The 23135-nt window shown below is 64.9% G+C and carries 22 protein-coding genes and 1 riboswitch; of the genes, 7 read left to right on the top strand and 15 right to left on the bottom strand.

What is annotated here, in order from left to right:
• Positions 1–15 precede the first annotated feature (15 nt).
• On the top strand, positions 16–219 hold the full coding sequence (locus FRZ44_RS09835; protein WP_151177015.1) for a cold-shock protein: 204 nt from the start codon (positions 16–18) through the stop codon (positions 217–219).
• Positions 220–342: 123 nt separating this feature from the next.
• Here FRZ44_RS09835 and FRZ44_RS09830 read toward each other — a convergent pair whose 3' ends face one another.
• Positions 343–771 (bottom strand): VOC family protein, encoded by a 429-nt coding sequence (locus tag FRZ44_RS09830; RefSeq protein ID WP_151177014.1) that lies wholly within the window; start codon positions 769–771, stop codon positions 343–345.
• A 182-nt stretch (positions 772–953) separates the two neighbouring features.
• On the opposite strand from FRZ44_RS09830, the gene FRZ44_RS09825 reads away from it, so the two are divergent.
• Positions 954–1706 carry an RluA family pseudouridine synthase gene (locus FRZ44_RS09825; RefSeq protein WP_225308633.1) on the top strand — a complete coding sequence of 251 codons (753 nt, stop codon included), beginning with the start codon at positions 954–956 and terminating at the stop codon, positions 1704–1706.
• Here the strand turns inward: FRZ44_RS09825 and FRZ44_RS09820 are convergent.
• The 3 genes from FRZ44_RS09820 to FRZ44_RS09810 all read right to left on the bottom strand — a co-directional run bounded on the left by FRZ44_RS09820 (position 1703) and on the right by FRZ44_RS09810 (position 6588).
• On the bottom strand, positions 1703–2116 hold the full coding sequence (locus FRZ44_RS09820) for a hypothetical protein (RefSeq protein ID WP_151177013.1): 414 nt from the start codon (positions 2114–2116) through the stop codon (positions 1703–1705). The two genes, FRZ44_RS09825 and FRZ44_RS09820, sit on opposite strands and share 4 nt — an antisense overlap.
• Before the next feature lie 94 nt (positions 2117–2210).
• Positions 2211–5327, bottom strand: coding sequence for an efflux RND transporter permease subunit (locus FRZ44_RS09815; RefSeq protein ID WP_151177012.1), 3117 nt, complete (start codon positions 5325–5327; stop codon positions 2211–2213).
• Between the two features lie 97 nt (positions 5328–5424).
• Complete coding sequence (locus FRZ44_RS09810) at positions 5425–6588, bottom strand: efflux RND transporter periplasmic adaptor subunit (protein WP_191908513.1); 1164 nt, start codon at positions 6586–6588, stop codon at positions 5425–5427.
• Between the two features lie 273 nt (positions 6589–6861).
• Between FRZ44_RS09810 and betC the strand changes: the two genes are divergently transcribed.
• From betC to crcB, 4 genes are all read left to right on the top strand, one after another.
• Positions 6862–8409: a choline-sulfatase gene (gene betC, locus FRZ44_RS09805; protein ID WP_151177010.1), complete on the top strand. Its 1548-nt coding sequence runs from the start codon at positions 6862–6864 to the stop codon at positions 8407–8409.
• 79 nt (positions 8410–8488) lie between these two features.
• Complete coding sequence (locus FRZ44_RS09800; RefSeq protein ID WP_151177009.1) at positions 8489–9232, top strand: carbonic anhydrase; 744 nt, start codon at positions 8489–8491, stop codon at positions 9230–9232.
• 95 nt (positions 9233–9327) lie between these two features.
• Positions 9328–9393, top strand: a riboswitch (Fluoride riboswitch).
• A gap of 101 nt (positions 9394–9494) precedes the next feature.
• Positions 9495–10718, top strand: coding sequence for an MFS transporter (locus FRZ44_RS09795; RefSeq protein ID WP_225308632.1), 1224 nt, complete (start codon positions 9495–9497; stop codon positions 10716–10718).
• On the top strand, positions 10715–11098 hold the full coding sequence (gene crcB / locus FRZ44_RS09790; RefSeq protein WP_225308631.1) for a fluoride efflux transporter CrcB: 384 nt from the start codon (positions 10715–10717) through the stop codon (positions 11096–11098). Before FRZ44_RS09795 ends, crcB begins: the two co-directional genes overlap by 4 nt.
• A 29-nt stretch (positions 11099–11127) precedes the next feature.
• Here crcB and FRZ44_RS09785 read toward each other — a convergent pair whose 3' ends face one another.
• From FRZ44_RS09785 to FRZ44_RS09765, 5 genes are all read right to left on the bottom strand, one after another.
• Positions 11128–12045 carry a DMT family transporter gene (locus FRZ44_RS09785; RefSeq protein WP_151177008.1) on the bottom strand — a complete coding sequence of 306 codons (918 nt, stop codon included), beginning with the start codon at positions 12043–12045 and terminating at the stop codon, positions 11128–11130.
• Positions 12046–12283: 238 nt separating this feature from the next.
• Positions 12284–13369 (bottom strand): ABC transporter ATP-binding protein, encoded by a 1086-nt coding sequence (locus FRZ44_RS09780; RefSeq protein ID WP_151177007.1) that lies wholly within the window; start codon positions 13367–13369, stop codon positions 12284–12286.
• A 121-nt stretch (positions 13370–13490) separates the two neighbouring features.
• Positions 13491–14633: an extracellular solute-binding protein gene (locus FRZ44_RS09775; RefSeq protein ID WP_151177006.1), complete on the bottom strand. Its 1143-nt coding sequence runs from the start codon at positions 14631–14633 to the stop codon at positions 13491–13493.
• Between the two features lie 19 nt (positions 14634–14652).
• Complete coding sequence (locus tag FRZ44_RS09770) at positions 14653–15465, bottom strand: ABC transporter permease (protein WP_151177005.1); 813 nt, start codon at positions 15463–15465, stop codon at positions 14653–14655.
• Entirely contained in the window at positions 15462–16343 is an 882-nt protein-coding gene (locus FRZ44_RS09765; RefSeq protein WP_151177004.1) for an ABC transporter permease, read from the bottom strand. The genes FRZ44_RS09770 and FRZ44_RS09765 overlap by 4 nt, the downstream gene beginning before the upstream one ends.
• 115 nt (positions 16344–16458) lie before the next feature.
• Here FRZ44_RS09765 and dapF point away from each other — a divergent pair, with 115 nt between their 5' ends.
• Complete coding sequence (dapF, locus tag FRZ44_RS09760) at positions 16459–17376, top strand: diaminopimelate epimerase (RefSeq protein WP_151177003.1); 918 nt, start codon at positions 16459–16461, stop codon at positions 17374–17376.
• A gap of 29 nt (positions 17377–17405) precedes the next feature.
• Here dapF and FRZ44_RS09755 read toward each other — a convergent pair whose 3' ends face one another.
• From FRZ44_RS09755 to FRZ44_RS09730, 6 genes are all read right to left on the bottom strand, one after another.
• Complete coding sequence (locus FRZ44_RS09755; RefSeq protein WP_225308630.1) at positions 17406–18206, bottom strand: ABC transporter permease; 801 nt, start codon at positions 18204–18206, stop codon at positions 17406–17408.
• Positions 18203–19084, bottom strand: a complete 882-nt coding sequence (locus tag FRZ44_RS09750; protein ID WP_151177002.1) for an ABC transporter permease — start codon at positions 19082–19084, stop codon at positions 18203–18205. The genes FRZ44_RS09755 and FRZ44_RS09750 overlap by 4 nt, the downstream gene beginning before the upstream one ends.
• Positions 19081–20145 (bottom strand): ABC transporter ATP-binding protein, encoded by a 1065-nt coding sequence (locus tag FRZ44_RS09745; RefSeq protein ID WP_225308629.1) that lies wholly within the window; start codon positions 20143–20145, stop codon positions 19081–19083. The genes FRZ44_RS09750 and FRZ44_RS09745 overlap by 4 nt, the downstream gene beginning before the upstream one ends.
• A gap of 96 nt (positions 20146–20241) precedes the next feature.
• A complete protein-coding gene (locus FRZ44_RS09740) occupies positions 20242–21270 on the bottom strand; it encodes an ABC transporter substrate-binding protein (protein ID WP_225308628.1) in 1029 nt (342 codons plus the stop codon).
• A 43-nt stretch (positions 21271–21313) separates the two neighbouring features.
• Positions 21314–22312 carry an AraD1 family protein gene (gene araD1 / locus FRZ44_RS09735; protein WP_151177000.1) on the bottom strand — a complete coding sequence of 333 codons (999 nt, stop codon included), beginning with the start codon at positions 22310–22312 and terminating at the stop codon, positions 21314–21316.
• Between the two features lie 42 nt (positions 22313–22354).
• Positions 22355–23134, bottom strand: a complete 780-nt coding sequence (locus FRZ44_RS09730) for an SDR family NAD(P)-dependent oxidoreductase (protein ID WP_151176999.1) — start codon at positions 23132–23134, stop codon at positions 22355–22357.
• Position 23135 lies beyond the last annotated feature (1 nt).

Genomic DNA, 23135 nt, shown 5'->3' with positions numbered 1-23135 from the left:
GGAGTCTGAAAGACTATGGCTAGCGGTACCGTGAAGTGGTTCAACGCGACGAAGGGTTACGGCTTCATTTGCCCGAGCGACGGCTCGAAGGATGTGTTCGTGCACATCACGGCCGTGCAGCGCGCCGGCCTGGATGGGCTGGCTGAGGGGCAGAAGGTTTCCTACGACCTCGTCTCCGAACGCGGCAAGGCTGCGGCGGCGAACCTGAAGGTCGGCTGATCGCCTGCCGGGGGTTTCTTTGGGGGGCCTCCACTAGACACGAGATGACGGCGGCGACCCGCAACGGGTCGCCGCTTTCTTTTTGTGTCGGCTTTGGCGGATCGGAATGACGCCGGCGCTGCCTCAGCGCGGCGGCGGGCCCTTGAGTTCGACCTCGTTGCCCTCGGGATCTTGCAGATAGAGCGAAGGGCCTTCGCCTTCCGCGCCGTAACGGCTTTCCACCGCTCCGGCTTCGATCCCATGGCGCGCCAGATGATCCCTGATCGCCGCCGGCGCGAAGGGTTCGATGCGCAGGCAGAAATGATCCATGTTGCGCGTCTCGATCACGGGCGCCCTGCCGCCGGGTCCGCCCAGGGGCCCGGCGATATCGACCAGGTCGATCAGGGAACGCCCTGCGCGCAACTGGGTCAGGCCGATCTTTTCCTGACACCGCTCCAGGGCACAACCCAGCACCTCGCAATAGAAGCGCTCGAGCCGGGCCGGATCGCGCGCCCGGATCACGACATGGTCGAGCCCCTGCAAGGCGAAGGGAGCCGCAGCTTTGTCCGTCATGGTTGGCATCCTGGCGGCGGGACTCGGGTCCGTCAAACGCGACCCCGGCATGGCTGGCCCGACACCACCCCGCAGCCCGCGCTTGCCGCTATGATCGCTGTCCCATGAAACGGCCAAGTGCTTCATCGAGACGGACCGGATCCAGGCGCAAGACGCGCCCGCCTGGCAATGCAGTGCGCGCGATGCCACCTCCCTCGATGCCGCCGGCGCCCGCTGCCTCGGCGGTGAACGCGCTGATGCAGGAATTGCCCGCGCGCGTGCTCCATCGCGACCGCGAGCTCATCATCCTGGACAAGCCGGCGGGCCTCGCGGTTCATCCCGGGCCCTCGGGCGGTCTTTCGCTCGAGGCCGCGCTCGACGCCTTGCGCTTCGAGATGCGGACGGCCCCTTCCCTCGCCCACCGTCTCGACCGCGATACCAGCGGCTGCCTGGTACTGGCGCGCCGGCGCAGCGCGCTGCGCCGGCTCAACGCGCTGTTTGCCGCGGGTGAGATCGAGAAGACCTATTGGGCGGTGGTGGTCGGATCGCCCAAGGCGGCGTCCGGTGTCGTCGAGCTGGCCTTGCGAAAGCTCAATCGGAAGGATGGCTGGAAGATGGTCGCCGACCCGTCGGGACAGAGCGCTGTCACGCGCTGGCGCCTGCTCGGGCAGGGCGACGGCATGAGCTGGCTCGAATGCAAGCCGCAGACCGGACGGACCCATCAGGTGCGCGTGCATTGCGCGGCCCTGGGCTGTCCCATCCTGGGCGACCCGGTCTATGGCGCGCCGGGAAAAGAGCCGCACCGCAGCGACAGGCCGCTCCATCTGCATGCCCGTGCTGTTTCAATTCCCTATGTCGAACGCGCGCCGCCAGTCACCGCCGCGGCACCGGTGCCGGCGCATATGCGCGCGGCCCTCGTCGCCTGCGGCTGGCGCGACGAGGGCGGCAGGTCCTAGCCCAGCGCGTTCTGGATGAGATAGCCCGCGACCTCGGCGGGCTTGAGTTTGGCGAGCTTCGGCATCTCGCCTTCGAGCGACGCCTTGATGATGATGTGGTTCTCGGCGTTCTCGAGCTTCACGCGGAAGATGCCGGTGGCACCCCGGATCCGCGGGTAATATTTCGGATCGACCGCCTTCTCCTTCAGCGCCAGCCGCTCCAGCAGCACCGTCTCGTCGACGCCTTCGACCGGCTCGGCCTTGATCAGAGCCCAGTCGGTCTGGGCCGCGAATTTCTCGGCATTGAGCACGGCGACGGCATCCTTGGGCGGCAGGTCGGTGACGCCGACCTTGTACAGGTTCTTGCTGAGCCCGACATCGGAGCCCCATTCGTTCAGGGCCTTGCTCTGGGCCACGTAAAGCGACGGCATGCGGTGGAATCTTCGGTCTGGAGTTGGAGGGGACCCGCATAATGACACCGCGCCGGGGGCGGCGAAACCCCCGAGGCGGCTCTGCGCTCCTGGCCTATTCCGCGCCCGCCCGCACCGCGGCCGCCGGACGGCGGCGGCGAAGGCTATGGAGCCCGTCCATGTAGGTGTAAATGACCGGCGTGATATAGAGCGTCAGCAGCTGCGACAGCAGGAGCCCGCCCACCACGGCCAGGCCCAGGGGCTGGCGCGATTCGTGGCCCTGGCCGAAGCCTACGGCGATCGGGAGGGCACCCGCGAGGGCCGCGGCCGTCGTCATCATGATCGGACGGAAGCGGACGAAGCAGGCCTCGTAGATCGCGTCGCGGGCGGTCTTGCCGAACTCGCGCTGCTGCACCACCGCCACGTCGATCATCATGATCGCGTTCTTCTTGACGATACCGACCAGCATGACGATGCCGACGAAGGCATAGAGGCTGAGGGAGAGATCGAAGAAGAGCAAGGTGAGCACGGCGCCGACGGCCGCGGCCGGAAGTCCCGACAGGATCGTCAGCGGATGGATGAAGCTCTCATAGAGGATGCCGAGCACGATATAGACCACCAGCACCGCCATCGCGAGCAGGAGACCCAGCCCATGCAGCGAGTCCTGGAACGCCTGTGCGGTTCCCTGGAAACTGGTGGTGATCGCCGCCGACAGCGAAGCCTCGCGTTCGGCGACATGGATTCGATCGATCGCCGTGCCGAGCGACAGGCCCGGCTGAAGCCCGAAGGAGATCGTCACCGACGGAATCTGACCCTGATGGTTGACCGTCAACGCTCCCACGCCGCGCTTGGCCGTGGCGAGCGCGGTCAAGGGAACCAGGCCGCCGCTCTCGGAGCTGAGATAGAGCCGCGACAGGGCGGCCGGGTCGCCCTGATACTCCGGCGCCACCTCGAGCAGGACCTCATACTGGTTGGTCGAGGTGTAGATCGTGGACACCTGGCGCTGACCGAAGGCGGTCCAGAGCGCTTCTTCCACCTGTTGGGCGGTGATGCCCAGGGCCGCCGCCTTCTCGCGGTCGATATCGACGAACAGGCGCGGACCGTTCAGGTCCATGTCGCTGGTTGCATCGACGATGCCGGGAATTTTCGCAATCCGATCCAGCATGTCCTTCGCGCCGGCATGGAGCGTGTTCAGATCCTGGGCCTGCAACGTGTATTGATACGGCGCCTTCGAGCTGCGGCCGCCGATCCGCAACGCCGGAGGATTCTGCGGATAGGCCTTGATGCCGGGCACGGCCGCCATCTTGGTCCGCAACTCGCGGACGACCTCATCGGCGCTGAGCGCGCGTTCGCTACGCGGCTTCAGGGTCAGAAAGATGTTGCCCGTGTTGGGCGTGGAGCGGCCGCCGCCGCTGCCCACGCTCGACATGACTCGCGCGACGTTCGGATCGGCCATGGCAATCTCGGCGAGACTCCGTTGACGCTCCACCATCGCAGCAAAGGAACTGTCGATCGGGCCTTCGGTCGACACGGATATCTGCCCCGTATCCTCGCTCGGCAGGAAGTCCTTCGGTGCGATCTGGAACAGCCAGACGGTCGCGCCCAACGTGCCGAAGAAGATCATCAGGACGACGAAGCGATGATTCAGCGCCAGGTTCAGGGTCGCGCCGTAAGCAGCGCGCAGGGGATTGAACCAGAAGTTCGAGAACCGGACCATCAGGCTCTCTTTGATTTCTCCGTCCTTGTGGACGCGGTGCGGCCGCACGAACCGGCTCGCCAGCATCGGCGTCAGGGTCAGGGAGACGACGCCCGAGACCAGGATCGAGGCCACGATCGTGACGGCGAATTCATGCAACAACCGCCCGACGATCCCGCCCATGAACATCACCGGGATGAAGACCGCCGCCAGCGACAGGGTCATCGAGAACACGGTGAAGGCGATCTCGCCGGCACCGCGCAAAGCGGCGTCGCGTGGTCGCTCGCCCTTCTCGATATGGCGCAGGATGTTCTCGAGCACGACGATCGCGTCGTCGACCACGAACCCCACCGATAGCGTCAACGCCATCAGAGTGAGGTTATTGAGGCTATATCCCAGCACGGACATGGCGGCAAAGGTGCCGATGACGGAGATCGGCAACGCCAGACTGGGAACGATCGTCGCCGAGCCGCTGCCGACGAAGAGGAAAATCACCAGAACAACCAGCGCGGCCGCCATGATCAGGCTGAACTGCACTTCGGCGATGGAACCGCGGATCGAGACCGAACGGTCATAGAGCACATCGAGCTTGACCGAGCCCGGAAGCTGGGCCTCGAACGTGGGCAGGAGTTTCTTGATGGCGTCAACCACCTCGATCGTGTTGGTGCCCGGCTGGCGTTGCACGCCCAAGACCACCGCGCGGTTGCCGTTGAACCAGCTCGCGACCTTGTTGTTTTCGACACTGTCGATCACGTTGGCAAGTTGATCGAGCCTGATCGGGGCGCCGTTGCGGTAGGCGACGATCTGGCGCCGATATTCGGACGCCTCCTGCAGCTGGCCGCTGGCTTCGAGCGTCAGCGATTGGCGCGGGCCATCGAGCGTGCCAACGGGCAGCTGAACATTGGCACTGTCGATTGCAGCGGAAAGATCGTCCACGCCCACACCGCGGGCCGCGAGCTGATCGGGGTCGATCTGAATCCTGACCGCGAACTTCTGGGCCCCGAAAACCAGCACCTGCGCCACGCCCGGCAATGTCGAGATGCGCTGGGCAATCGATGTCTCGGCATATTCGTCGACCACATAGAGCGGCTGCGTTGGCGAGCTCAAGGACAAGTAGAAAATCGCAAAATCGGCGGGATTCACTTTGCGATAGGATGGAGGGTTGGGCATCTCGGAGGGCAGACGATGCTGTGCCACCGCGAGGGCCGATTGCACATCCTGGGCCGCAGCATCGATATCGCGATCCAGCGAGAATTGAAGCGTGATGCTGGTCTGCCCCTGCGAGCTGGTCGAGGTCATGTTGTCGAGACCGGCAATGGTGGTGAATTGCCGCTCGAGCGGGGTCGCGACCGAGGACGCCATGGTTTCCGGATTGGCCCCGGGCAGCGACGCGCTGACCGAGATCGTCGGATAGTCGACGGCGGGCAGTTCGGCGACCGGCAGACCGCGATAGGCAACCAACCCGAAGATGACGAACGACGCCATCAGCAGCGTCGTCATGACCGGCCGCTCGATGCATAGCTGCGGTACGTTCATGCTCGCTTCCCCGGAATGTCGTTTCGATTCACCGCACCGACCAGCCGCGGGCTGCCGGTCGGCCGCAGGCGCGAACCGGCGCTCGGGCCCCTCACCCCTAGGAGGCCGGCTTGGGCACGACCAGCGCGCCCGGATAGAGATTCATGTGGCCATCGACCACCACGCGCTCGCCGGCAGAGACCCCCTCGCCGACCGCCGTATAGCCGTCGAAACTGGGACCGCGACGAATGGTGCGCAGCTCGGCCTTGTTGTCGGGGCCGATCACATAAACGTAAGTGCCCTGCTGACCGATCTGGACTGCCGCGTCCGGCACCGCCACGACATTGTCCAGCTCGCGCAGTGCCAGGGTCACGCGCAGGAACTGGCCCGGCAGAAGCCGCTCGTTCTCATTCGTGATCTCGGCCTTGAGCCGGATCGTGCCGGTGGCCATGTCGACCTGGTTGTCGACGAACACGACCTTCCCCGTGACAGGCGGCAGTTCCGTGTCGGGAACATTGGATTCGACGGTCAAGCCGCCCGAGGCCATCCGGTCCTGGATCTCCGCCAGATAGCGTTCGGGGATCGAGCAGACGACATAGACCGGCTTGGTCTGGTTGATCACCACCAAGGGCGTCGTGTCGTTGGCTTTCACGAGGTTCCCGGCATCGACCTGATAGCTGCCGGTGCGGCCGTCGATCGGCGAGCGGATCTCGGCATAGCCGAGCTTGAGCTGCGCCGATTCCACCGCCGCTTCGTCGGCCTTGATCGAGGCCGCGAGCGTATCGACCGTGGCCCGCGCCTGCTCGTCCTTCTGCTGCGAGGCGTAGCCGGACCCGGCGAGCGCCTTGTAGCGCGTCATGTCGGCCTGGGCGCTCACGAGGCCTGCCTGATCCCGGGCGAGATTGGCCTGGGCGGCGTGAAGCTCGGCCAGGAAGGGCGCGGGATCGATGGTGAAGAGAAGATCGCCCTTGGCGACCGGCTGCCCCTCGCGGAAATGAATCGCGAGCAAGGGACCGTCGACCTGGGATTTGATGGCCACCGTGGCGAAGGGATCGACGCGCCCGATGGTGTCGACGCGCACCGGCAGGGAGCGGGTTTCGGCCATTCCTAGCACCACCGGCACGGCCTGCGGCGCGGCCGTCGTCGCAGCAGGTTTGCTCGCGGATGTGCTCGCGGCCGTATCCGGTCCCAGCGACGCCGCGCGGCTCTTCAGCAACCAGTAGCCGCCACCGGCGACCACGACGGCACCAATCAAAATCAGAAGGGCAAGGCGACGGCTCATCGGGCCCATGCGCGACTTTGGACGAGACGGGGTCAATGCATCGACTCTATCACAGGAGGGTCCCCGCGGAGGATAGAAGTTCCCGAAAATGCCGGTCCGACAAAGACTTGCCCATTAATTCTAAGGTCGGATTAAGGCGAATTCACGGCCCCTCCACGGGCGGGCGGGCCAAATCCTGCGCTGAAATCGTTACAATTTTTCCGCCCTCGCTTGCGGCGGGCCCGCTCCTGGCCTCAGATCGACAGCGCCATAATTGATCTGCCGGAGTCGCCTATGCCGTCCCCGCCGGGCTCACAGGACCGCCAGCGTCCCAACATCCTCCTGGTCATGTTCGACCAGATGGCGGCACTGGCCCTGCCCGACTATGGCCATCCCCTGGTCCGCACGCCCCATTTGTCGCGACTGGCGGCGCGCGGGACCCTGTTCGAGCGGGCCTACTGCGCGTCGCCGCTCTGCTCGCCCTCCCGCTTCGCCATGCTCACGGGTCTGCTGCCGTCGCGTGTGGGTGCCTACGACAATGCTTCGGAACTGCCGTCCGGGATTCCGACGCTGATGCATCACCTGCGGGCCGCCGGCTATCGCACCTGCCTCTCGGGCAAGATGGACTTCACCGGCGCCGACCAGCTCCATGGCTATGAGGAGCGGCTCACCACCGATCTTTCGCCCTCGGACTTCGGCTGGGTTCCCGACTGGGATCATCCGGACGAGATCCAGCCCTGGTATCACACGCTACAGAGCGTGGCCGAGGCCGGTCCCTGCGACTACTCGCTCTCGCTGCAGTATGACGAGGAAGCGACCTTCAAGGCGATTCAGTGGCTGCACAAGGCCAAGGCCTCGGCGGACCCGCGACCCTTCATGCTGACGCTCTCGGTGATGCAGCCGCACGATCCCTATCAGGGTCTGCGTCGGTTCTGGAATCTCTACGACGACGACAGCATCGACATGCCGATCCTGCCCGCCCTGCAGGCCGCGATGCGCGATCCGGTCGGCCGGCGCATGTATGCGCTCTACGACCGCGGCGAGATTCCGATCGGCGAGGCCGAGATCCGCCGGGCGCGGCGCGCCTACTATGCCATGGTGAGCTATTGCGACGAGCTGCTCGGCCGCCTCCTCGCGGCGTTGGCGGCGCTTGGGCTCGACCGCAACACGATCCTGGTGGTGACCTCGGACCATGGCGACATGCTGGGCGAGCGCGGCCTCTGGTACAAAATGAATTTCTTCGACGGCGCCGTTCGCGTGCCACTGATCCTGCAGGGCCCCGGGGTGGGCACCGGACAGCGCATCGCCGAGCCGGTATCGCATCTCGATCTGCTGCCGACTCTGCTCGCCCTCGGCGGTTCGGATGCCGCGTTGGCGGCGATGGCGCTCGATGGCCGCGATCTCTCGGAGAGCGTCGCGAGCGGCGCGCGCCCGCAGGGCGATGTTCTGGGCGAGTATATGGCCGAGGGTTACGATCATCCGATCGTGATGATCCGGCGCGGCACGCGGAAGTTCGTCTATTCGCGCGGCGAGCCGACCCAGCTCTACGACCTCGCCGCCGATCCGCGCGAGGAGCGCAATCTGGCGCTCAATCCCGCTCATAAAGACGCGGTCCGCAACCTGACCGACGAGGCCGAGCGGCGGTGGGACCTCGAAGGCTTGCGCAAGGACGTGATCGAGAGCCAGCGCCGGCGCCGCCTCATCCACCAGGCCTTGACCGCTGGACGGATCTCGCCCTGGGACTATGAGCCGCGGGCCGATGTGTCGAACGAGTATTACCGCAATTATGGCCGCGATCAGCCCGATCCCGACCGCAGCCTGCGGCTTCCGCCCGCCCCGTGATTTACAGCAGCCTCTGCGTAGATCGAAGTTGATTGCCTGGCATGACGGCCATTGCTATGAAGCCGCCAGGTAATCGCCGATGTCCAATCCCCTTCAACGACTGATTCGCGGCTTCGAGAGTTTCCGCGCCGCCCATTTCGAGGGTGACTCTGACCTCTATCGCCGTCTGGCCGAGGAAGGCCAGGCGCCGAAGGTTCTGATCGTCGGCTGCTCGGATTCGCGCGTCGATCCCGCCATCGTCACCCAGGCCGATCCTGGCGACCTCTTCATCGTGCGCAATGTCGCGGCGCTGGTTCCTCCTTACGAAGTCGACGGACGGATCAAAGGGACCAGCTCGGCGATAGAGTTCGCCGTCCGGGCCTTGAAGGTCCAACATGTGATCGTGATGGGCCACGCCCAGTGCGGCGGCGTCAGGGCCCTGGAGAATGCCGGCCAGCCGGATGCCGGCTACGAGTTCCTGTCCGACTGGGTGCGCGTCGCGAACCCGGCCCTTACGGCGCTCAACAAAATCTGCCCCGATCTGCCGCCGGCCGAACGCAGGCGCCTGCTCGAGGAAGCGACCGTGATGGTGTCGCTGCGCAATCTGATGGGATTTCCCTGGATCATGGAACGCGTGCGCCAGCGCCAGATCCTGCTTCATGGCTGGTATTTCGATCTCGTCAGCGGCCGGCTGCTGGCGCATGACCGGCGCAGCGGGCGGTTTCTTCCGATCGAGGACGAGCCCGCGCCGCATTGCGTCGAGAAGACGCCCTGCCCGCCCGCTTGCGACTGCCAGGATCATTTCCTGCCCGAGGCCTTCCTGAGGACCAGCCGGCCGTCCTAGGCAGGTTGCGCGGCGTCCGACAGGAGACAGCCGCGCCGGATGAGCCCTCCCGCTGCGGTTTTGACGCGGCCGGTCCCTGAGGCTAAGATTTGTCCCGGTGCGATGGGGATGGAGTCCCCCGATAACCGCCTTGTCAGAAGGCTGATGGCTCCTGTCGATCGACCCTTTCGGGTCGGCGGCGGGGCATCTCGAGAACCCGCCGATGGCGGGTTTTTTTATAGGGTCGCCACGCAGACGCGGGCGCCAGGATGGGATGCACAGAGTGGCCGATCAGCCGCCTCCGCACCGGGAGCGCCATCGCTTCCGCGCCCTGCCTGCCGGCATCTGGGTGCTGGGTTTCGTCAGCATGTTCATGGACATCTCCTCGGAGATGATCCATGCCCTCCTCCCCGTCTATCTGGTCGGCGTTCTCGGCACGTCGACGCTTGTCGTGGGAATCATCGAGGGCATCGCCGAGGCGACCGCATCCATCACGAAGATATTCTCAGGCGCACTCAGCGACTATCTGGGCCGGCGGAAAATGCTCGCCGCGATCGGATATGGCCTGGCCGCCGTCACCAAGCCGGTCTTTCCGCTCGCCACATCGGTGGGCTGGCTGGTCGCCGCCCGTTTCGTCGACCGCGTCGGCAAGGGCATTCGCGGAGCGCCGCGCGATGCCCTGGTCGCGGACCTGTCTCCGCCCGCGCTGCGGGGCGCCAGTTTCGGCCTGCGCCAGTCGCTCGATACCATCGGCGCCTTCCTCGGCCCGCTGCTGGCGATTTTGCTGATGTGGGCCACCGCCGACGACTTCAAGGCGGTCTTCTGGGTTGCTGTCCTGCCGGCCTTCCTGGCCACGGGCCTGATTCTGGTCGGCGTTCGGGAACCGCACGGCACGATAAGAAGCAAACCTCTCCGGTCGCCTCTCAGCCGCACCGAACTCGCCAATCTGGGGCGCGACTATTGGCTTGTCGTGCTCGTCGCCTGCCTCTTCACCCTCGCGCGATTCAGCGAGGCCTTCCTGATCCTTCGCGCGCAGTCGGTCGGGCTTGCGCTCGCGCTCGTGCCGGGCGTGCTCGTCGTGATGAACCTGGTGTATGCCGCGGTCGCCGCCCCGATCGGCCTGCTCTCGGATCGTATCGGCCGTGTCTGGCTGCTGGCGATCGGGTTCCTGACGCTGGTCGCCGCGGATCTGTTTCTGGGATTCGCATCCGGCATTCCGGCCGTGGCGGTCGGCGTGGCATTGTGGGGCCTTCATATGGGCCTGACTCAGGGGCTCCTGGCCGCCTTGGTGGCCGACACCGCGCCGGCCAACCTGCGCGGGACGGCCTTCGGCATGTTCAACCTGACGACCGGGCTGGTCCTGCTTGCCGCCAGCATTGTTGCCGGCGTGCTGTGGGACCGGTTTGGTCCCCAGGCCACTTTTCTCGCCGGGGCCGCCTTCACGCTGCTGGCCTTGATCGGGCTATGGCCGGTTCGAAAGCATTTTCCAAGGGGAAACTCCCGATGATGAATGTTCTGATCGTCTTCGTCGGCGCCGGGATCGGCGGCTCAATTCGGCACGGCGTCAATCTGCTCGCGGCCCGGCTCGTCGGCATGTCGTTTCCCTACGGCACACTCTCGATCAACATCGTCGGATCGATGGCGATGGGCCTCTGCGCCGCCTATTTCGCCTTCAGAGGCGCCGACGCCTCGCAGCCCTGGCGGTTGTTCCTCACGACCGGGATTCTCGGCGGCTTCACGACCTTCTCCGCCTTCTCGCTCGATGTCGCGGTCCTGTGGGAACGCGGCGACATGGTCGGCGCCCTGCTCTACGTACTGGGCTCGGTGATCCTGTCGCTCCTGGCGCTGTTCCTGGCGATGTGGCTGGCGCGCAGCGTTCTCGGCTGAACGCCCTCGCCGCCCAGCGCGTTCGCGATTCAGGTCAGGGCCGCGCGGCGCTCCATCGCGCGGCGCCGGCTCGCCCGCCATTCCGCGCCGATGATCATCATCCCGCCGATCAGGATCAGCGCGGCGCCGACGAAGACCGCGACGTCGGAGAGATCGCCCCAGATGAGATAGCCCAGCGCGAAGGCCCAGAGCAGCCCCGAGAATTCGAGCGGCGCGATGACGGAGGCGGGCGTGCGCTTGATGCCCTCGGTCACCAGGAACTGGCCCGCCCCACCCATGACGCCGATCAGCACCATCAGCAGGAATTCGCGGAGAGAGGGCGTCTTCCAGACCCAGGGCAAGGCCAGGCCGCACACGATCACGAAGGCGCCGTTCGAGATGACCATTTGCACCAGGGTTCGGATCTGCGGCGCCACCTGGCGGAACAGGATCATGGCATAGGCCCAGAGCAGCGCCGCCGTCAGCGCCATACCGATCGCCAAAGGCTCATGCAAATGAGTGGGACGGCAGGCGATCAGCACGCCGACGAAACCGATCGCGATGGCGCACCAACGGAAGGGAGACACGCGCTCATGCAGGATGGGAACGGCCAGGGCCGCCACGATCAGCGGCGAGGAGAAATAGATCGTGCTCATCTCGGCCAATTGGAGATGGCGGGCGGCGGTGTAATAACAGAACCAGGCCGAGAGCAGGACCAGCGCGCGCAGGGCCAGGGTCTTCAGATGCGGCGACGCCAAGGCCTCCAACACGAGGCGAGGGCCCCCGGAAATGAAGCAGATGACCAGGATCACGCTGCTGCGCATGAACATGAGCTGCACCGTGGCGTAAGCCACCACGAGCCATTTCACGCTGGCATCCTGAAGCGAGAAGAGCAGATAGGCGGACAGGGCCAGGCCGATGCCCGACAGCACGCTGCCGCTCTCGCCGGGAGACGATGGAGCGGCCATGCGGGGAAACACCTTCACGCGAATTGTCGAGCCGTCGGGGGCTGGAGCGGCGATGGACCGGGAACGAGCGAGGAAGATCGCCGATGAAGGTGATCTGACCGTTAAGACAGCTTACGCGATCGCCGATTTATTTGTCACGCCGCCCCGGCATGGAGCCCCCGCGCCCTCTGCATGTGTTCGGTTCCCGGGGGCCGGGGCCTTCGGATTGCTTCCCAAGCCAGGGGGCCCAACCCCATGCTTACAGAATGCGGCAATGCTCCGGCGCCATCGAAATCCGGACCGCTTCGCCGGCGGCATGAGCTCGCTCCCGTAGGGAGGACAGGGCCCGGAGGCGCTGTCCGTCCGCGAGTTCGATGTCATAACGAGCCAGCGCGCCGAGATAGTCCACATCGACGATCCGGCCCGCCAGGGCGGAGCGGTCCTCGGACGAGCCGTGGGCTTGAGTGAGCGCGATCTTCTCGGCACGAACCACCGCACGCACCTTGTCGCCGGGCTTCACGGGATGCACCGTCCCGCCCCCGACGGTCAATCTGGCGCCGCCAGCGAGTTGGAGGAGGATCTCGCCTGCCGTGGCGCTCACCACCTGGCCGTCGAGGAAGTTCGCGTTGCCCAGGAAATTGGCGACGAACTCGCTGGCCGGATGCTCATAGACATCCGAGGGCGCGCCGCGCTGCTCGATGTGGCCGGCATTCATGACGACCACCAGATCGGACATCGCCAGCGCCTCGCCCTGGTCATGGGTGACGAAGATCGTCGTGATGCCGATCTGGCGCTGGATCAACTTCAATTCGGTCCGCATCTCCTCGCGCAGATTGGCGTCGAGGGCGGACAAGGGCTCGTCGAGCAGCAGAACGTCCGGCTCGATGACGATGGCGCGGGCGAGCGCGATCCGCTGTTGCTGGCCGCCGGAGAGCTCCGACGGCAGCTTCTTCGCCACACCGGGCAGCCGCACCATCTCCAGCGCCCGCGCGACCTTCTCTGCGATCAGGGACTTCGCCACGCCGCGGTATTTGAGACCGAAGGCGATGTTGTCGAACACCGTCTTGTGGGGAAACAAGGCATAGTTCTGAAACACCAGGCCGATATTGCGCCGGTGAATCGGCACGTCGTTGACCCTGCGGCCGGCGATGGTGATGTCGCCGGCCGTCGGATTCACCAACCCCGCGATCGAGCGCAGGATCGTCGTCTTGCCGCAGCCCGACGGCCCCAGCAGGGTCACGAAGGAGCCCTTCTCGATGGCGAGGGTCACATCCTTGACCGCAACGAACGGGCCGTAAGCCAGCGTCACATTTTTCAGGTCGACGGCAGTTGGGCTCGTCTGCATGACGGTTTCCGAAGCGGGAGGCGTGACAATCCGGAGAAGGGTCCGGGAGCCGATGCCGGCTCCCGGTATCCCCCGTTCCATTCGCTCGAGCCCAGCGGCATCCGCCACCGGGCGCAGAAGATCACGCGCCCTTGGAGATGCGGTCCCACTGCTTGGTCCAGTCGTCCGAATGCGCTGCCCAATAGTCGGGGTTGGCGAAGGTCAGCGCCTTCATCTCGCCGGTCGGATCGAAGGCCGGCAGCTTGGCGATCTTGTCGGTCAACTGCACCTTCTTCGGATCCAGCGACGGCGGATAGTTCTGCCCTTCGGCAACCGCGATCGCGGTCGCCGTGTCGAGCATGAAGTTCACCAGTTCCTCGCACTCCGCCATCGGCGAGCCCTTGAGGATCAGCATGTCCTCCATCCAGGCATAGCTGCCGGCCGGATCGTGATAGCCGATCGGCGAGCCCTGCTGCTGCAACGCCGCGATGCGTCCCGACCAGGCATCGGTGACGATGATCTCCTCCTTCGCCAGCAGGTCCATGAGCTCGGCGCCCGAACCCCAGTATTTCTTGGTGAGGTCGCGGGCCTCGCGCGCCTTCGCCCACACCGCATCCATGTCTTTGGCGTCGTTCGGATCCTGGCCGGTCTGCAGCGAGGCGTACCAGACGCGGGTGACCATGTCGCCATAGGCGCCGATCTTGCCCTTGTATTTCGGGTCGACCAGCAAATTGGCGCCCTTCTCCTTGGCTTCCGCTTCGGAGATGTATTTGGTGTTATAGGCGATGCCGGTGGTGCCGTAGTCGTAAGGGGCGCAGGAGAGCTTCGGCGTCATCTTGCGGAACGGCTCGATCATCGCCGTCATGACGTTGGCGAGGTTCGGGATGTTCGCCTCGTTGATTTCCGAGGTCCAACCATTGTCGATGTACTTCTTGTAATACTCGACGCCCGAGGAATGGATGATCTGGAAATCGCCGGGGCTGGCGCTCTTGATCTTGGTGATGACCACATTCTCGTCGTCGAACGTGCCCTGAACCACCTTGATACCCGTCTTGGCGGTGTAGGGCTGAAAGGCGTATTTGTCGATCGCCTCCTGCACCACGCCGCCCCAGCCGTCGAAGCGGACTTCCGTGGCGGCGCCCAGGGCCTTCCGGCCCCAGCTGGTCATCACGCCCATCGAGGCGGCTGCGGCCGCCGTCAAACCCAGAAACGTCCGGCGGTCCATTCCGCCATTGGCATAGCGGTCCTGCAGCCTTTCCAGGCGGCGGGTCGAACTGATCTTCATGTCTCGTTCCTCCCTAGCATTACGTGTTGGTTGCGGTTTGGCGACGGATCAGGAGGCGCGCAACCGCGCCTCCCAAGAGCGGCAATCCGACGGTGATCAGGATCATGAGCGCACCCAGCGCATTGATCTCGGGGCTGATCGACACTTTCAGCATGCCCAGAATCTCCGTCGGCATGGTCTCGACGCCCGGCGGGCGCCAGAAGACGCTGGCCGATACGTTGTCGAACGAGATCGTGAATGCCAGCAGAAGACCCGCCAGCATCGCGGGCATGATCAAGGGCATGGTGATCTCCTTGAAGGTCTGCCAGCGGTTGGCGCCCAGCGACCAGGCGGCCTCCTCGAAGACCCGCTTCACGCCGATGAGCCTCGCCTGAACGATCAGCACGACATAAGGCAGCGACAGGAGAATGTGGCCGGCCAGGAGAAGACCATAGTTCGGCTTCAGCCCGACCCAGCGATTGGCCAGCAGCAGGCCGACGCCCAGAACCGTTTCCGGCACCAGGATCGGGCCGACGATGAGCGCGTTGACCCACTGTTTACCGGGAAACTCGTAGCGGACCAGCGCCAGCGCCGCCATCGTGCCGAGCACGGTGCACACGACGGCCGTCAGCACGCCGATCCAGAGCGACGTATGGAAGGCGCGGACCACGGCCTCGTTCTCGAACAGCTTTGCGTACCACTGCAGCGAGAAGCCGGCCATCGGAAAGCCGCCGAAACGCGACGAATTGACGGAGAGGATCAGTACCACGGCGATCGGCGCGAACATGAAGATGTAGACCAGCACGGTCAGCGTCTTGATCAGGATCCAGCCGCCGCGCCCTTCGCCGGTCATCGCGACAGCCCCTTGAAGATCGTCGAGAGGCCCATATAGCGGCTGTAGATCACCGAGACCACGCCGAGAAGCGCCAGCAGGACGACCGAAAGCGTGGTGCCCATCGGCCAGTTCAGCTCGCGCATGATGGTGTCGAAGATCAGATTGCCGAACAGCGAATCCGACCGGCCGCCCAGGATCTGCGGCGTCACATAGCTGCCGGCCGCCAGAACGAAGCTGAGGAGCAGGCCGGCACCCAGGCCCGGCAGCGACAGGGGCAGGGTCACCTCGCGGAACGCCTGCCAGTTGGTGCAGCCCAGCGAGCGAGCGGCCGAGACGAGGTTCCGGTCGATCCCGTCGAGGCTGACATAGACGTTGAGGATCATGTAGGGCAGCAGGAAATGGATCATGCCCATGATCACCGCGCCCTCGGTATAGAGCATCTGCAGCGGCTCGGAGATCAGGCCCAGCGACTTCAGCGTGACGTTGATGACGCCCTGCTCGCCCAGGATATGAATCCAGGAGAAGGTCCTGATGGTGAAGCTGATCCAGAACGGCACGATCAGCAGGAGCAGCAGCAGCCATTTGTGCCGGAAGCGCGTCATGGCGATGCAGTAGGCGGCGGGATAGCCCATGAGCGCGCAGAGCAATGCGGTGATGGCCGCGACCCGCGCGGTCTTCCACAAGAATCCGCGATAATAGGGATCGGTGAAGAACTCGTGCCAGTTGCCGGGATTGAAATCGGCCGTTTCGACCCCGGCGGTCTTGAACGTGTAGAACGTGTAGACGAGCATGATGCCGATCGGCACCAGCAGCAGGAAAATCAGCGCGAGCAGAGTCGGGGCAAGCAGATACCATGGCCGCCTGCGTTCCCCCGCAGTAAGCACGGATACGGCCATACGCGCCTATCCTCTGAAATCCCTACCCAATTCGAAGCCGCTTGAGCGGCTCATTTTCTTGCGGGCAACGCCCGACGTTGCTGTAACATTACATTGACCTGCTCCGATATCCAACATGGCATCAACATCTTCAGCAACCATCCCCCATTTGCGCCCGCTGCGGTTCGCCCGCATGCACGGTTGCGGCAACGACTTCGTGGTCGTCGACGACAGGGACGGACGATTGCACACCCATCGCGGTGACCTGGCGCTGGCTCTTTGCGATCGGCACAAAGGATTGGGCGGCGACGGGCTGATTCTGATTCAGCCCGATGAGAGTCAGGGCGGTCCCGCCGCCGATTTCCGCATGACCTACGTGAATCGAACGGGGGCCGACGGCGAGATGTGCGGCAACGGGGCTCGCTGCGCCGCAAGGCGGGCGGTGGATCTGGGCCTCGCTCCCGGCCGGGGACACGGCACGGAACTGTGCATGGCCACGCTCGCCGGCTTGGTGCGGGCGATAGTCGACGATTCCGAGGTCACGCTGGCGATGACCATCCCGAGCGACGAACGGAGCTCCGTGCCTCTGACGATCGCGGGACGGAAACTCGACCTGTTCGCGATCGATACAGGCGTGCCGCACGTGGTCGCGTTCCTAGAATCCCCGGAGGCTCTGGAAAGGCTGGATGTCGAGGGGGTCGGCCGTGCAATCCGCCATCATGAGGCCTTCGCGCCCAAAGGCGTGAACGCCAATTTCGCGGCGCGGCGACCCGACGGCAGCTATCGCATGCGCACTTACGAGCGTGGGGTGGAGTTGGAAACCCTCGCCTGCGGCACGGGCTCCGCCGCCGTTGCCCTGGCTGCGCATCGGCGGTTCGGTGCGGCGGCACCGGTGTCGATCCTGCCGACGGGCGGCGGCCTTCTCACCATCGGTTTTCAGGCGAGCGATGGCGGTTTTCGAGAGGTGACGCTAAAGGGACCGACCGAGACCATCGCCGAGGGGGAAATCCCCGCCGATTGGCTGGCCGCACGGGGCCTTACCGCGCCGGCCTGAAAGCCGCCGGATGAAACTTGGCCGCAGTGCTACGACTCCTCCGCCAGGAGCTCGCGCGGGGTCAGATAGCGGGCCGCCAGCAGGCAAAGGGCGGTGGTGAAGGCCAGGATCAGGGTGACGAGGGCATTGATGTCCGGGGTGAAGCCCAGCCGCATCATCGCCCAGAGCCGGATCGGCAGGGTGTTCTGCGTGCCGGTGACGAGGATGGTGATCAAGGTCTCGTCGAAGGAGAGCGCGAAAGCAAGGACCGCCGCCCCCGCCAGGGCGCCGGTGAGATTGGGCAGCAGCACCAGGCGAAAGGTCTGCCAACCGCTGGCGCCCAGATCGAAGGACGCCTCGACCAGGCTCCGGCTCAAGGCCTGAAGGCGCACCAGGACGATGCGATAGACCAGCGCCAGCACGAACACCGTGTGCCCAATGATGATCGTGACCAGCGATCGAGGAAAGGCGATCTCGCGAAAGAAGATCAGCAGCGACAGCCCGATGATGATCGGCGGCAACAGGAACGGCAGGAAGATAAGGAACTGCAAGAACTGCCGCCCGGGCGATTCGCCGCTATTCACATAGAATGCCAGAGCCGTGCCGAGGACGAGGGACAGGATCACCGCGGAGATGCCGACCATGAAGGTATTCCGCAGGGCCTCGAGGATGCCCTCGTTCGCCGCCAGGGTGCCATAGGCCTGCAATGTCGGCTGATCCCATTGGACCAGCCCCTGCTTCACCGTGAAGAGCGAAGACACGATCGGCAGCAGCAGCGGCCCATAGAGCAGCAGAAAGACGAAGCCTGTCAGACAGGCCAGCAGAACCATGGCGCCGCGCGAGGCGATCACAGCGAGCTGCCTCGCGCGGCGGCACGGTTGCCGAACCGTGCGCCGATCACGATCGCCAGCATCACCACGACCGCAAGAATGGCGGAGAGCGCGGCACCGAACGGCCAGTTAAAGGCCGCGCCGAACTGGCTGTAGATGATCCGGCCGAAAGTGAAGCCGCTTTGCCCGCCCACCATCTGAGGCGTCAGGAAATCGCCCAGAGCCAGCACGAACACAAAGGAAGCGGCGGCGATCACACCCGGCAGACTCAAGGGCAGGGTCACCATCCTGAAGGTCTGCCAGCCGCTGCCGCCGAGATCCGAGGAGGCTTCGAGCAGCCGGCGCGGTATACGCTCGAGCGACAGGAATATCGGCAGGATGGCGAACGGCAGGAGCAGCACGCTCAGCGTGAGCAGCACGGCGTTGAGATTATACACGAACAGCATCGAGGGTTCGTCGATGACGCCGGTCCATAACAGGAATCGGTTGAGGAACCCGGTACCGCCGAGGATGCTGCGGATCGCATAGATCTTGATGATGTAGCTCATCAACAAGGGAACGAGCAGCAACAGCAGCAGCACGTATTTCTTGCGGCCCCGGAGCACTGCCAGCAGATAGGCAACCGGATAGCCGAAAAGAATCGTCAGACCCGCCACCTCCAGGCAAAGCCGGCAAGTCTTGAGGAAGACCGGCAGATAGATCTCGTCGGCGAAGAAACGGCGGTAATTGAGCAGCGTCGGATCCCGCACCAACTGGACGCCCTGGACGCTGAAGAAGCTGTAGACGAAGAACGTAGCCAGGGGCAGCAACACGAAGACTACGGGCAGGATGTAGGCCGCCGTCGCCATCGTCAGATCGCGCAGACGGCTCGGCGTGAGGATCGGGGCCGCGGACTTCATGCCAGCACCAGGCGGCAATCGGTCGGACGCCAATGGGCGGCCATGCGCTGACCCGGCGAGATCGAGACTCCTTCCGCGCGGCTCGGCCAGCGGAGCAGAAACTTGGTACGACCGCCCTCGCCGACAGACAGGCTGATCGAGGTGCTGGCTCCCCCGAAGGACACATGGGTAACCGTGCCTTCGACATGGTTGTCACCCCCCGCCGGCGCGCCCGCCGCCACCGACTCCGGCCGGAACACTGCGAAGGCGCGCCGTCCCCGGGTTGCCGTCGCAAGCTCCGGCTGGCCATCGACGGCACAGCGCAGCCTTCCGATCGGCGTGGCGATCCAGCGCCACTCGCCTTGACTCTCTTCAAGGCGGCCTTCGATGAGGTTGTTCTCGCCGAAAAAGCGGGCAACGAATTCGGAAGTCGGGCGGTAATACACATCATGCGCGCTTCCGAGCTGCAGAATCCGCCCCTCGTTCATCACGCAGATCCGGTCGGCCATGGCGATGGCCTCCTCCTGATCGTGCGTGACGAATAGAAAGGTGGTGCGGATCTGACGCTGGATCTCTTTCAGGAACTCCTGCATCTGCCGCCGCAAGGCCAGATCGAGCGCCGCCAGCGGTTCATCCAGCAGGATCAGGCGCGGCTGGCAGATGATGGCGCGGGCGAGCGCCACGCGCTGCCGCTGCCCGCCCGATATCTGGGACGGATAGCGCTCCGCCAGATCGCCAAGCTGAACCAGGGCGAGCGCTTCCTTGACCCGCCGCGCGATCTCGTCGCGCGCCTCGCCACGCACGCGCAGGCCATAGCCGACATTGGCGGCCACGGTCATATGGGGAAACAGCGCGTAATCCTGGAACACCGTATTGAATGGCCGCCGATTGATGGGCTGCGCGACGATATCCTTCCCGTCCAGCAGGATCTGGCCGCCGGACGGTTGGGTGAAGCCGCCGATCATGCGCAGGATGGTCGTCTTGCCCGAGCCAGAGGGGCCGAGGATCGTGATGAACTCGCCGTCGCGCACGGCGAGGTCCACCGCCTCCAGGACCTTCACGGCCCCGTAGGATTTCGACACACCCTGGAGCTCGAGGAGGATCCCGGAACTTTTCATATTGGGCCGATGATGGTCACGCGCGCGCCCCGATGCCGGCGAGGCGCGCGCGTCCCGACGTCACGGAGCCGCTTTGATCTCGTTCCACATATCGGAACGCTTCAGCGGATCCTCGACCAGCTGCAACCAGACCAGCTTGTCCTTCTCGCCCGCGCTCGGCGCCGGCACGACCGTGTTGCCGAAACCGGTACGCTCGGAAAGCTGCTGGCCGATCTTCTTCTGCAGCACGAAATTGACCCACTGCTCGGCCAGATCCTTGTCCTGGACGCCGCTGGTCATGGCCCAGGTGTCGAGCCAGGCAAGCGCGCCCTCCGAGGCGTTGACATAGGCGACATGGGCGCCTGCGTCCGTCATCGCCTTGACCTGCTGCTGCCCGTAATTGGCCCAGATCAGCGCCACGTCGTTGTTCTGGTAGATCTGCAGCGCCTCGTCGGCGGTGGTGTAGAAGCTGAGCACGTTCTTCTTGAGCTCGATCAGCTTCGCCTTCACCTGCTCCATCTGCTCGGGCGTCAGATGGAACGGATCCTGGATGCCGAGGGTGAGCGCCGTGAAGGAGAAGTTGTGCTCGCCATTGTCATAGGCGAGCACCTTGCCCTTGTATTTCGGATCCCACAGCACCTCCATCGAGGTCGGGGCCGGCTTGACCTTGTCGGTGTCGTAGATCAGGCCGATCGAATCGAAGCAGAGCGGAATCGCATAGACCTTGCCGTCGCGCATCACGCCATTGACCTGCGTCAGGTCGCGGAAGCGCGGCAGGGCCTCCTTCAGGTTCGGAATCTTGCTGAGATCGTAGGGGGTGGTGAGACCTGCATCGATATAGCGCTGCAGCTGGGCGGTGTTGACCGCGAACAGGTCGAAGTCCTTGCCCTCGCTGCCCTTGATCTTGGCCCAGATCTCGTCGTCGGTGCCGATGAACACGACGCTGACGTCGGCGCCCGTCTGCTTCTCGAATTCCTTGACCCAGTCGTCGTCGGCATATCCCTGCCAGGCGAGGATGCGAAGCTCCTTCGCGTGGGCCGCCTGCGCCATCATTGCCGTCGCGGCGACGAGCATGACGAGCCCGATCCGCTTCAGCCACTTGTTCAACATTGGTCGTTCCTCCCTAGAGGCGGTGATTGATTGTTCTTTGCCGTCAGAGTGCCGCGACGCTCACCAGCCCTTCGTCGGGCACCAGTTCCATCTTGTTCCTCAGCGCCTTGCCGAAAACCGGCGCCTCGATCTCGAATTCGTCGCCGGGCTTGGTCTTGAAGCCCGCAGAGTAGCTCATCACGGCGGCCCCGAAGAAATAGGCATGCAGGTCGCCGGGACGCCGGAACATCGAATAGCGGAAGTGGAAATGCTCGAGATTGGCGATCGAATGCGACATGTTAGCCTCGCCGGAGAGGAAATCCTCCTGCCAGACGACCTTGCCGTTGCGCCAGATCCGGGTCTTGCCGCGCACATCCTGCGGCAACTCGCCGACCAGGAGCTCCGGCCCCAGCGAGCAGGCCCGCAGCTTGGAATGCTGGGTGTAGAGATAGTTCTTCGCCTCGGTCACATGGTCGGAGAACTCGTTGCCGAGCGTATAGCCGATGCGCCAGGGATGGCCCTGCGGGTCGAGGATGTAGAGGCCGACGATCTCGGGTTCCTCGGCGCCGGCCAGGGCATAGCCCGGCAAGGGCAAGGGCTCGCCCGGCCCCAGCACGCAGCTCCCCACGCCCTTGAAGAACCATTCCGGCTGCGCACCGATCTTGCCCGGCCCCGGCTTGCCGCCCTCCAGTCCCATCTGGAAGATCTTCATCGAATCCGACTCCGGCGCGTTATTGCCGTGGGTCGCGGTGTGCATCTTGTTGCGCGCATCGGCGCTGCCGATATGGGTCAGCCCGGTGCCGGTGATCAGGAACCGCGCCGGCTCGGGATGATCGAGCGGCGCCAGCACCCGGCCTTCGGCCAGCAGCTGCGCATAATCGACCGAGGACTCCTCGGCCAGGCTCTTGACCTGGTCCACCAGCTTGCCGCCCGCCGCGATCGCGCGCTGCGCCAGCTCATAGACGGTCGTCACGCCCGACAAGGGATGCGCCCCATTGCCGTCGGCCGTGATCCAGCCGACCCGGCGCTGCCCGTCCTTCTCGCGATATTGAATCAAACGCATCTTTGCCTCTTCCGACGGATTCAAGGCGGCGCTTGGGCGCGCTCACACCCATCCGCCATCCACGATGAAATTCTGCGAACTGCACATGCGGCTGTCGTCGGCGGCGAGGAACAGCGCCATGCGCGCGATGTCAGCCGGATAGAGCCGGTCCGGCAGGCATTGCCGGTCGGCGATCTGCTTCTCGCCCTCGGGCGTCAGCCACAGCTTGACCTGGCGCTCGGTCATGATCCAACCGGGCATCATGCAGTTGACCCGGATCCGTTCCGGGCCGAACTCGCGCGCGAGCGCCCGCGTCAACCCCGTGATCGAGGCCTTCGCGGTCACATAGGCCGGGCAGTCGCCGTCGCCGACCAGCCAGGTGATCGAGCCGAAATTCACGATCGAGCCGCCGCCCGCATCGCGCATATGCGGACGCACCGCCTGGGCGGCGAAGAACTGGTGGCGCAGATTGACCGCCATCCGGTCGTCCCAATACTCGACCGTCACGTCCTCGCTGCGATGCCGGTCGTCATTGCCGGCATTGCTCAGCAGCGCGCGGATCGGTCCGTCGCGCTTGACGGTCTCCTCGATCGCGCCGCGCAGCTGCTCGATCTGCTTGAGGTCGCAACGGATGAATCGCGGGGCGGCGTGCCCCTTGGCCTTGATCCGTTCGACCAGCGCCTGGCCCGCATCGGCCGCGATATCGACGAAGGTGACCCGGGCACCTTGCGCGCAGAAATGCTCGACCAGCCCCTCGCCGATCCCGCTGGCGCCGCCGGTGATGAAGGTCACCCGGCCCTTGAGGCTGGCATAGACGGCGCCATTCTCGATGTCGCCTTTCATG

Origin of the sequence: Hypericibacter terrae, from assembly GCF_008728855.1 — a bacterium.
GTDB classification, from domain to species: domain Bacteria; phylum Pseudomonadota; class Alphaproteobacteria; order Dongiales; family Dongiaceae; genus Hypericibacter; species Hypericibacter terrae.
This window is presented reverse-complemented; position numbering and strand designations above follow the sequence as displayed.

What these genes read in the sequence shown, in the direction of transcription:
- FRZ44_RS09730 (WP_151176999.1), bottom strand. Translation starts at nt 23,134, where the DNA reads ATGAAAGGCGACATCGAGAATGGCGCCGTCTATGCCAGCCTCAAGGGC.
- dapF (WP_151177003.1), top strand. Translation starts at nt 16,459, where the DNA reads ATGGCATCAACATCTTCAGCAACCATCCCCCATTTGCGCCCGCTGCGG.
- araD1 (WP_151177000.1), bottom strand. Translation starts at nt 22,312, where the DNA reads ATGCGTTTGATTCAATATCGCGAGAAGGACGGGCAGCGCCGGGTCGGC.
- FRZ44_RS09775 (WP_151177006.1), bottom strand. Translation starts at nt 14,633, where the DNA reads ATGAAGATCAGTTCGACCCGCCGCCTGGAAAGGCTGCAGGACCGCTAT.
- FRZ44_RS09800 (WP_151177009.1), top strand. Translation starts at nt 8,489, where the DNA reads ATGTCCAATCCCCTTCAACGACTGATTCGCGGCTTCGAGAGTTTCCGC.
- FRZ44_RS09820 (WP_151177013.1), bottom strand. Translation starts at nt 2,116, where the DNA reads ATGCCGTCGCTTTACGTGGCCCAGAGCAAGGCCCTGAACGAATGGGGC.
- FRZ44_RS09740 (WP_225308628.1), bottom strand. Translation starts at nt 21,270, where the DNA reads ATGTTGAACAAGTGGCTGAAGCGGATCGGGCTCGTCATGCTCGTCGCC.
- FRZ44_RS09750 (WP_151177002.1), bottom strand. Translation starts at nt 19,084, where the DNA reads ATGAAGTCCGCGGCCCCGATCCTCACGCCGAGCCGTCTGCGCGATCTG.
- betC (WP_151177010.1), top strand. Translation starts at nt 6,862, where the DNA reads ATGCCGTCCCCGCCGGGCTCACAGGACCGCCAGCGTCCCAACATCCTC.
- FRZ44_RS09815 (WP_151177012.1), bottom strand. Translation starts at nt 5,327, where the DNA reads ATGAACGTACCGCAGCTATGCATCGAGCGGCCGGTCATGACGACGCTG.
- FRZ44_RS09810 (WP_191908513.1), bottom strand. Translation starts at nt 6,588, where the DNA reads ATGAGCCGTCGCCTTGCCCTTCTGATTTTGATTGGTGCCGTCGTGGTC.
- FRZ44_RS09835 (WP_151177015.1), top strand. Translation starts at nt 16, where the DNA reads ATGGCTAGCGGTACCGTGAAGTGGTTCAACGCGACGAAGGGTTACGGC.
- FRZ44_RS09825 (WP_225308633.1), top strand. Translation starts at nt 954, where the DNA reads ATGCCACCTCCCTCGATGCCGCCGGCGCCCGCTGCCTCGGCGGTGAAC.
- FRZ44_RS09770 (WP_151177005.1), bottom strand. Translation starts at nt 15,465, where the DNA reads ATGACCGGCGAAGGGCGCGGCGGCTGGATCCTGATCAAGACGCTGACC.
- FRZ44_RS09765 (WP_151177004.1), bottom strand. Translation starts at nt 16,343, where the DNA reads ATGGCCGTATCCGTGCTTACTGCGGGGGAACGCAGGCGGCCATGGTAT.
- FRZ44_RS09780 (WP_151177007.1), bottom strand. Translation starts at nt 13,369, where the DNA reads ATGCAGACGAGCCCAACTGCCGTCGACCTGAAAAATGTGACGCTGGCT.
- FRZ44_RS09785 (WP_151177008.1), bottom strand. Translation starts at nt 12,045, where the DNA reads ATGGCCGCTCCATCGTCTCCCGGCGAGAGCGGCAGCGTGCTGTCGGGC.
- crcB (WP_225308631.1), top strand. Translation starts at nt 10,715, where the DNA reads ATGATGAATGTTCTGATCGTCTTCGTCGGCGCCGGGATCGGCGGCTCA.
- FRZ44_RS09830 (WP_151177014.1), bottom strand. Translation starts at nt 771, where the DNA reads ATGACGGACAAAGCTGCGGCTCCCTTCGCCTTGCAGGGGCTCGACCAT.